Here is a 7,433-nt window from a genome sequence, read left to right on the forward strand (position 1 = left end):
CTTTTGAAACGCGCGAAAACGAAAGCAAACGCGCTTGCAAGGCGGACGCTCCCATGCGATTCTGATTAATCGACTAAGAAAAAGTCGCGGGCAAAACCGCGCTTAGGTGAAGCTGAAACCGATGATCCTTTCCATCATATGCCCCCATTCGCCGGTGTCGGCGGCTCCCCGAAACGCGCGCTGTGCAGGGGTGAAGCGATGACGGGGTCGGTTGTCCTTCTCAATCTGGCCGGCGCGGTGGCGCTTTTGCTTTGGGCGACGCGCATGGTGCGGACCGGCGTCGAGCGCGCCTATGGTGACGTGCTGCGTCGCAAGTTGCGCGCGACATTGAGCAATCCACTCGCCGGCGTGGTGGCGGGAACGGGCCTGGCAATCGCCTTGCAGAGCGCGACGGCGGTGTCGCTTCTGGTCGGCTCGTTCGTCGGATCGGGGATCGTCGGCGGCGCGGCGGGGCTGGTCGCGGTGCTGGGCGCCGATCTCGGCTCGGCGATCGTCGTCAAGATGCTTTCCTTCGACCTCAGCCTGCTCGTTCCGGTCTGCCTTTTCTCCGGCACGGCCATCTTTCTGGCGACGGAGCGGCGGGCGTGGCGGCAGTTCGGCCGCATCCTGGTCGGGATCGGGCTTCTGCTCCTGTCGCTGCGGCTGATCGGCGAGGCGTCGGAGCCGCTGCGCGACAGCACGCTGTTGCCGGTCATCGTCAATTTCCTGCGGGCCGATCCGATCACCGCCTTCATCCTCGCGGCGATCATGACGTGGCTGTTCCATTCGAGCGTGGCGGCGATCCTGCTCCTGGTGGCGCTGGCCGAACGCGCGCTGATCCCGGTGGAACTCGGCATCGTCATGGTGCTCGGCTGCAATCTGGGCGGCGGGCTGATCGCGGCGATGCTGTCGCGCTCGATGGCGCCGGCCGGCCGCTCCGTGCCGATCGCCAACCTCGTCCTGCGCGGGATCGGCGCGATAACGGCGCTGATCGTGATCGCGCTCGTCCACCCGCCGCTCGACCTTCTCGGCGGCTTGCCCGCGGTGCAGATGGTCAATGCGCATATCGCGTTCAACGTCGCGCTGGTTCTGTTCGGCCTGCCGCTTGCCGGTCCCGTCCACCGGGCCGTGAGCCGCGGGATTGCCGCGATGGCTCCGGTCGCGCCCATCGATCTGGAAGACCAGCCCGTCTCCTCGCTGGACCCCAAGGTGCTCGACAATCCGCCGCTGGCGCTCGGCAATGCAACGCGCGAGGTCATGTCGATCTGCGACACGGTCGAGATCATGCTGACGAATGTGATGGAGCTTTACGAGGACGCCGACAAACCGAAGATCGAGGCGCTTTCGGCGCTCGATGACCGCGTGGACGAGCGCCAGAGAGCGATCAAGCTCTACCTCGCCCGGATCAGTCCATCGCAAATGAGCGAAGACCAAGCGCTGCGCTATCAGGAACTTCTGGGCGCGTGCGTGAAACTCGAACAGGTCGGCGACATCATCGTGCGCAACATGCTGGCGCAGGTGCGCAAAAAGGTCGAGCGGGGCGTGAAGCTGTCGCCCGAGGGGCTGGACGAATTGCGCGGCATGCATACGGCCATCCTCGCCAATGCGCGGCTCGCCTTCAATGTGCTCGTCTCGCGCGACCGCGAAACAGCGCGCCAATTGATGCTTGAAAAGGACCGGCTGCGGGAATTGGAAAGACGCTCCAGCCAGCGGCACTTCCAGCGCTTGCGTGACGGGACGGCGCAGAGCGTCGAGACGAGTTCGATCCATCTCGACACGATCCGCGACCTGAAGCAGATCAACTCGCTTCTGGCGTCCATCGCCTATCCGGTTCTGGAAGAGCACGGGCTGCTTCGAGATACGCGGCTGAAGGCTTCGTAAACCGCAGAGGTTGCAGTCCCACCACTCGTCCGACCCTTCGGGCCACCTTCCCCCCCAACGGAGAAGGAACCTTCTGCATGAACATCCCGGCAAACCGCTTACGGGGGATAATGGGCATCAACCGTCGTGCCGGCAATTCCTTCTCCCCTTGGGGAGAAGATGGCCCGAAGGGTCGGATGAGTGTATCGGCGCTCGCTTTCAATCTGGAAAAAAGAAACCCGGCCGCTGGAGGACGGCCGGGTTTCGGTGCCTGTCCCGCCGGACACAAACCGGAGGGACGGGGCAGGGAACGCTCGATATAGGTACGCTACTGAGCCTGTGCCACCGGCGCGACCAATTGCGTGATGCGACGGATCGCGACGCGCCGGTTACGACGCTCCTCGGCCTCGGTCGCCACCTTCAGATAACGCTCGCCATAGCCTTGCGTGACGAGGTTTTCCGGGGGGACGTCGAAATAGTCGGTCAAGGCGACCGCGACGGCCTCCGCACGGCGATCCGAAAGCGCAAGGTTCGCCTCGTCGGAGCCGACCGCGTCCGTATGGCCTTCGATCAGGAAGGTTTCGGCCGGGTTCTCGTCGAGCAGGCGCAGTATCGCGTCCGCCACGCCCTGCAACCGCGGGACCTCGCTTTGGCCGATGGAGGCCGAGCCGAAGTCGAAGGTCAGCGTGTCGAGGTCGACGCGGCGCGCGATGTCGCGAACGCGGGACGAATATTTGACCTCGTCGATCGTGTAGATCTCGCGGACCTGCTCGACCGGCGGCTGCTCGAAGAACTCGTAGTAGACGTCGGGGTCCTGAACGCGATCGGCTTCCAGAATGTACTGGCTGACCGGGATCGTCAGGCGCAGCGGCGGCAGGTCGCGACCCGGATCACGCCAGCGGCGCGGCCGGTCGCCCTCGTCGCCGAAGCGGCGATCGTCGGCATAGACGAGCACATATTCGCGGCCGTCCGGGTCGAAGCGCGAACGCTGCACGACGTCGCCGTAGCGGTCGCGGATCGTGACGATCTCGACGCCGTTCGGGCGAACGATCGTTTCGCGATAGCGGCCGCGCGGCAGTTCCTCGTAGTAGACTTCTTCCGCGTTGCGTCCAAGACGCGTGCGGTCGTCGCTTTGCACGATGGTCTGGTTGTTGAACTGGATGACGAAGCGATCGCCGATCTCGCGCAGGACGTTGGAGCCTTCACGACGCTCAAGGAAAGGTTCCTCACGACGATCGATGCGGCGGCCTTCGACGGCACGCAGCGACTGGACTTCGACCGGTGCTTCCAGAATCTGAGATTCCAGAATGCTGGTCGGCGCGGGACCGGATGGCCGCGCACGCGCGGCACGCTCTGCCTCGATCTGTTCGGGCGTCGAGCCGTCCGCTTCCGCTTCGGCCTCGAAAGTGGCCTCGGCCTCGGCGGGGTCCTTGGCGCTGTCGAGGATAGGCGCGAGGTCCTGCGTTTCCTCGAAAGCCTGATCCGGCGGGACGACTTCCTCGACGGGCTCAGCGGGCGCTTCGCCTTCCGGGGCCGCAGGAAGTTCGCCTTCGGCGGGCGCGACGGGGGGCTCGCCTTCGAGAAACTGTTCGACGTCACCATCGACGGGTGCGGCCGGAACTTCGCCCTCGACGGGCGCCGGCGCTTCACCCGCAGGTGCTTCTTCGGCAGCGGGAGCCTCTTCAGCCGGCGCTTCCTGGATCACGGGTTCCTCGGCTGGCGCTTCTTCGGCCGGTGCCTGTTCAACGGGTGCCTGATCGACGGGCGCCGGCTCAGCCGGTGCTTCCTCGACTGCCGGTTCTTCGACCGGGGCCTCCGGCTCTGGCGCGGGTGCTTCTTCTGCCGGTGCCTCTTCGATGACCGGTTCTTCCGCGGGCGCTTCCTGAGTTACCGGCTCTTCGGCGGGAGCCTCCTCGACAGGTGCTTCCTCCGCCGGGGCTTCCGGTTCTGGGGCGGGAGCTTCTTCGGCAGGCTGTTCGACCGGCGCAGGCTCAGGCTCTGGAGCGGGCTCAGGCACTGGAGCCGGCTCTGGCTCCGGAGCGGGTTCAGGAGCCGGTTCTTCTGCCGGGGCTTGCTCAGGAGCGGGCGCTTCCTCGATCGGCTGTTCCTCGGCAGGCGCTTCCTGCGCGCCTTCGGCCTCCAGCCGCTGCTGACGTTCTTCCTCGGTTTCCTCTGTGGCCTGCGCCAAAACGACCGGCGCATTCGCCGGGCCGCCTCGCTGCAAGGCATCGAAATTTGCAAGGCGCGGACCGGTAATCGGCGCTGCGCTCAACTGGGCGGTTGCCATGACCAGCCCGAGGGCGGTCCCGGCAAGAATCCGCGACTGTCTCTTCATCAGAGTATGCTCCTGAAAGATGGGTCCCAACCTGCCGACAATGGAAGAACCAGCATTTTGTTCCGGTTTTGGCGGGAAACGGGCCGGAGTCCGGGTCATTTCAAGGCAATCGCAAGGCGATCTCGCTCATTCGTGCTTGACCGCGCATTCGCCGAGGGCCACATGCGCGCCATGTCTCAGCCCTTCTGGAAAACGACGCCGCTCGAAAAGATGACCCGCCAGGAGTGGGAATCGCTGTGCGACGGCTGCGGCAAATGCTGCCTGTCCAAGCTCGAGGAAGAGGATACGGGCGAGATCTACTGGACGAGCATCGGTTGTCGCCTGTTCGACGCGGCCGCCTGCCGCTGCTCCGACTATGAAGGACGGCTCGCAAAAGTGCCGGACTGCGTCAAGCTCACGCCGCAAAAGGTTCGCACGCTGCCCTGGCTGCCTTCGACCTGCGCCTACAGGCTTGTTGCCGATGGTGAGGATCTGAGATGGTGGCATCATCTCGTTTCCGGTTCCCACGAGACCGTTCACGAGGCGGGCATCTCCGTTCGCGGACGCGTCACGGCGCTCGAAACCGACATGGACAGCGTCGACGACTATTTCGATCACATTCTGGACGAAGAACCCTGAGCGCTTGCCTCTTGCAGGCGGGCTTTACCTTGTCCTAACCAACTGCCCGACCAATCACGAGGATTCAAGCGAATGAGCCAGACCGAAACCAAAGTTCTCATCGAACGCTATGTCGATGCCTTCAACAATGGCGACAATCAGGCCATGCTCGACTGTCTCGGCGAAGACGTCGCCCATGACGTCAACGAGGGCGAGCGCGAGATCGGCAAGGAAAAGTTCAAGTGGTTCCTCGCCATGATGGACAAGCACTACAAGGAACAACTCACCGATATCGTCATCATGACCAACGAGACCGGCAGCCGCGCGGCCGCCGAGTTCACCGTCCATGGCGAATATCTGGCGACAGCCGAAGGTCTGCCGGAAGCCAACGGCCAGCGCTATTCGGTGCCGGGCGCGATCCTGTTCGAGATCGACGGCGGACGCATTTCGAGGGTGACCACCTATTACAATCTGAAGAACTGGATCGATTCCGTCTCGAAAGGCTGACGCGTGATCGAGGTTCGCAAATTGTCTCGCGACGAGGCGGAGGCCCGTTTCGACGACCTCGCGGCCTTGCGCATCGAGGTGTTTCGGGCGTTTCCGTATCTCTATGACGGTGACGCGGCTTACGAGCGCGCCTATCTGGCGACCTATATGCGCGCGCCCGGCGCGGTCGTCATCGGGGCGCTCGACGGCGACCGGCTGGTCGGCGCGGCAACGGCGACGCCGCTTGGCGAACACCGCGCGGAATTCGCGGCGCCTTTCGCCGCGCGGGGGCTCGACGTGGACGACTTCTTCTACTTCGGCGAGTCGGTGCTGAAATCCGTCTATCGCGGGCAAGGGATCGGCGTGCGGTTCTTCGAAGAACGCGAGCGCGCGGCGCTTGAGGCGGCTTTCGGCAAATGCGTCTTTTCCGCCGTCATTCGTCCGGCCGGGCACCCCGAGCGACCTGCCGGCTACACGCCTCTGAATCGCTTTTGGAAAAAACGCGGCTACGAGCGGATCGAGGGGCTCGTCACCGGCTTTTCATGGCGCGACATCGGCGACGACGCCGAGACGGAAAAGCCGATGGAATACTGGATGAAGGCATTGACGCCCGTTCGATGAACAATGGCTGAACGGGCAGTTCCAAACCCGTTCAGCCTGCCGGATGCATCTTCTTCTCATACGCATCACGCACGAGGAGAAGAACCGATGTTGAAATTCGTCAAAACCGCCGCCCTGTCCGCGCTGATCGGCCTCGGTACGCTCGCCGCCATGCCGGCTCAGGCGCAGGTCAATTCCGGAGCCGTCCAGTTCGACCGGGCCAATGCGACCGTAACGGTCCAGTGGCGCGGCGATCGCGGTGGGCGCTGGGACCGTGGCCGTCCTGCCGCCTGCACGCCCGGACAGGCCGTCCACAAGGCGCAGCGCATGGGCCTGCGCAATGCCCGGATCGTCAACGCCAATCGCAACGTGATCCGCGTGGCGGGCCGCTCATGGCGCGACGGCCGCACCGCGATCGTTTTCGCCCGCGCACCGCATTGCCCGGTCATTCGCTGATTTTTCACCAGCCATGAAAAAGGGCGCCGAGCTTCGGGTTCGACGCCCTTTTTTGTTATTGCTGCGCGCCGTTGCCGATCGCGAAGGTCACGTCGACATGGACGACGTAGTTGTTTTCGCCGGCCTGAACCGGAACGGCCTCAGCGCCTGAATCGGCGGCCATGCGCATCATCTGCGGCTGGGGATAGGGCATTGGCGGCGGTGCGTTTCGTTCCGAAATCTGGATCACGTCGCCAAGTTCGACGCCTGCGGTTTCAGCCAGCGTGCGCGCCCGTCCCATTGCGTCTTCGACCGCATTTTTGCGCGCTTCGGCCGTCGCCGCGGACGGATCGTCGTTGACGAAGGCGATCGAGCCACCCTGATTGACGCCGAGCGTGACGGATTGATCGAGGACTTCGCCGACCCGTGCGATATCGCGGACGCGCACGGTCAGATTGTTGGTGACCTGATAGGCGACGATGCGCGGCTCCTGCTCGTCATTGTTGTCGTTCGGATAGACGTAGCGCGGATTGATCGACAGGCCCGCCGTCTGAAGGTCGCGATCCTCGATGCCCGCTTCCTTCATCGCGGCGATCACGTCGGCCATCGCCTGATTGTTCTGGTCGAGCGCTTCGCGCGCCGTTTCGGCCTCGCGCATCACCGCCAGATTGACGATCGCCATGTCGGGCGCGACAGCCGCTTCACCCTTTCCGGTGACGACGATCTGCGGAAACGGGCGGTTGTTGTCCTGCGCATGGGCGGCGAAGGGCAAGGCAAGGGCCAGGATGGCTGTGGAAAGGATCAAGCGGCGCATCAAATAGTGTCTCCCGTATAGCAATGGAGAAACGAGCGGTAAGGACCGATTATGGGCGGATTGGGGCGCGGCGCGCTTGTGCGCACGATCGAAAACCTCTAATCGGATGCCGCGTGGGGCCTGTAGCTCAATGGTTAGAGCCGGCGGCTCATAACCGCTTGGTTGGGGGTTCGAGTCCCTCCGGGCCCACCAAATTACTAATGTACGACCCGGAGACATGGGTAACAGAATGTACCTAAGACATGGGTGACAACCTCGTGCCGAACGGGTTGTCGATGGTCTGCAAGGTCTTCTGTTCCAGGTCGATATATCCCAGATCATAGTGCA

7 protein-coding genes and 1 tRNA gene are annotated in these 7,433 nt (G+C 63.8%); 6 read left to right on the forward strand and 2 right to left on the reverse strand.

The window, feature by feature from the left end:
• Positions 1-198: 198 nt before the first annotated feature.
• Complete coding sequence (locus GTW25_RS18940) at positions 199-1,860, forward strand: Na/Pi cotransporter family protein (RefSeq protein WP_252913859.1); 1,662 nt, start codon at positions 199-201, stop codon at positions 1,858-1,860.
• A gap of 307 nt (positions 1,861-2,167) precedes the next feature.
• Here GTW25_RS18940 and GTW25_RS18945 read toward each other — a convergent pair whose 3' ends face one another.
• Positions 2,168-4,174, reverse strand: a complete 2,007-nt coding sequence (locus GTW25_RS18945; RefSeq protein ID WP_252913860.1) for an OmpA family protein — start codon at positions 4,172-4,174, stop codon at positions 2,168-2,170.
• A 171-nt stretch (positions 4,175-4,345) separates the two neighbouring features.
• On the opposite strand from GTW25_RS18945, the gene GTW25_RS18950 reads away from it, so the two are divergent.
• From GTW25_RS18950 to GTW25_RS18965, 4 genes are all read left to right on the forward strand, one after another.
• Positions 4,346-4,792, forward strand: a complete 447-nt coding sequence (locus GTW25_RS18950; protein ID WP_252913867.1) for a YcgN family cysteine cluster protein — start codon at positions 4,346-4,348, stop codon at positions 4,790-4,792.
• Positions 4,793-4,864: 72 nt separating this feature from the next.
• The gene (locus tag GTW25_RS18955) at positions 4,865-5,278 is read left to right on the forward strand and encodes a ketosteroid isomerase-related protein (RefSeq protein ID WP_252913861.1); all 414 of its coding nucleotides are present in this window, start codon (positions 4,865-4,867) and stop codon (positions 5,276-5,278) included.
• A 3-nt stretch (positions 5,279-5,281) separates the two neighbouring features.
• Positions 5,282-5,878, forward strand: a complete 597-nt coding sequence (locus GTW25_RS18960) for a GNAT family N-acetyltransferase (RefSeq protein ID WP_252913862.1) — start codon at positions 5,282-5,284, stop codon at positions 5,876-5,878.
• An 87-nt stretch (positions 5,879-5,965) separates the two neighbouring features.
• Complete coding sequence (locus GTW25_RS18965; RefSeq protein WP_252913863.1) at positions 5,966-6,313, forward strand: hypothetical protein; 348 nt, start codon at positions 5,966-5,968, stop codon at positions 6,311-6,313.
• 55 nt (positions 6,314-6,368) lie between these two features.
• Here GTW25_RS18965 and GTW25_RS18970 read toward each other — a convergent pair whose 3' ends face one another.
• Positions 6,369-7,106, reverse strand: a complete 738-nt coding sequence (locus GTW25_RS18970) for an SIMPL domain-containing protein (protein ID WP_252913864.1) — start codon at positions 7,104-7,106, stop codon at positions 6,369-6,371.
• Between the two features lie 116 nt (positions 7,107-7,222).
• On the opposite strand from GTW25_RS18970, the gene GTW25_RS18975 reads away from it, so the two are divergent.
• A tRNA-Ile gene (locus GTW25_RS18975) sits at positions 7,223-7,298 on the forward strand.
• Positions 7,299-7,433: the final 135 nt, after the last annotated feature.

The sequence above is a fragment of the Aliihoeflea aestuarii genome, from assembly GCF_024105665.1.
Classification (GTDB): domain Bacteria; phylum Pseudomonadota; class Alphaproteobacteria; order Rhizobiales; family Rhizobiaceae; genus Aliihoeflea; species Aliihoeflea aestuarii.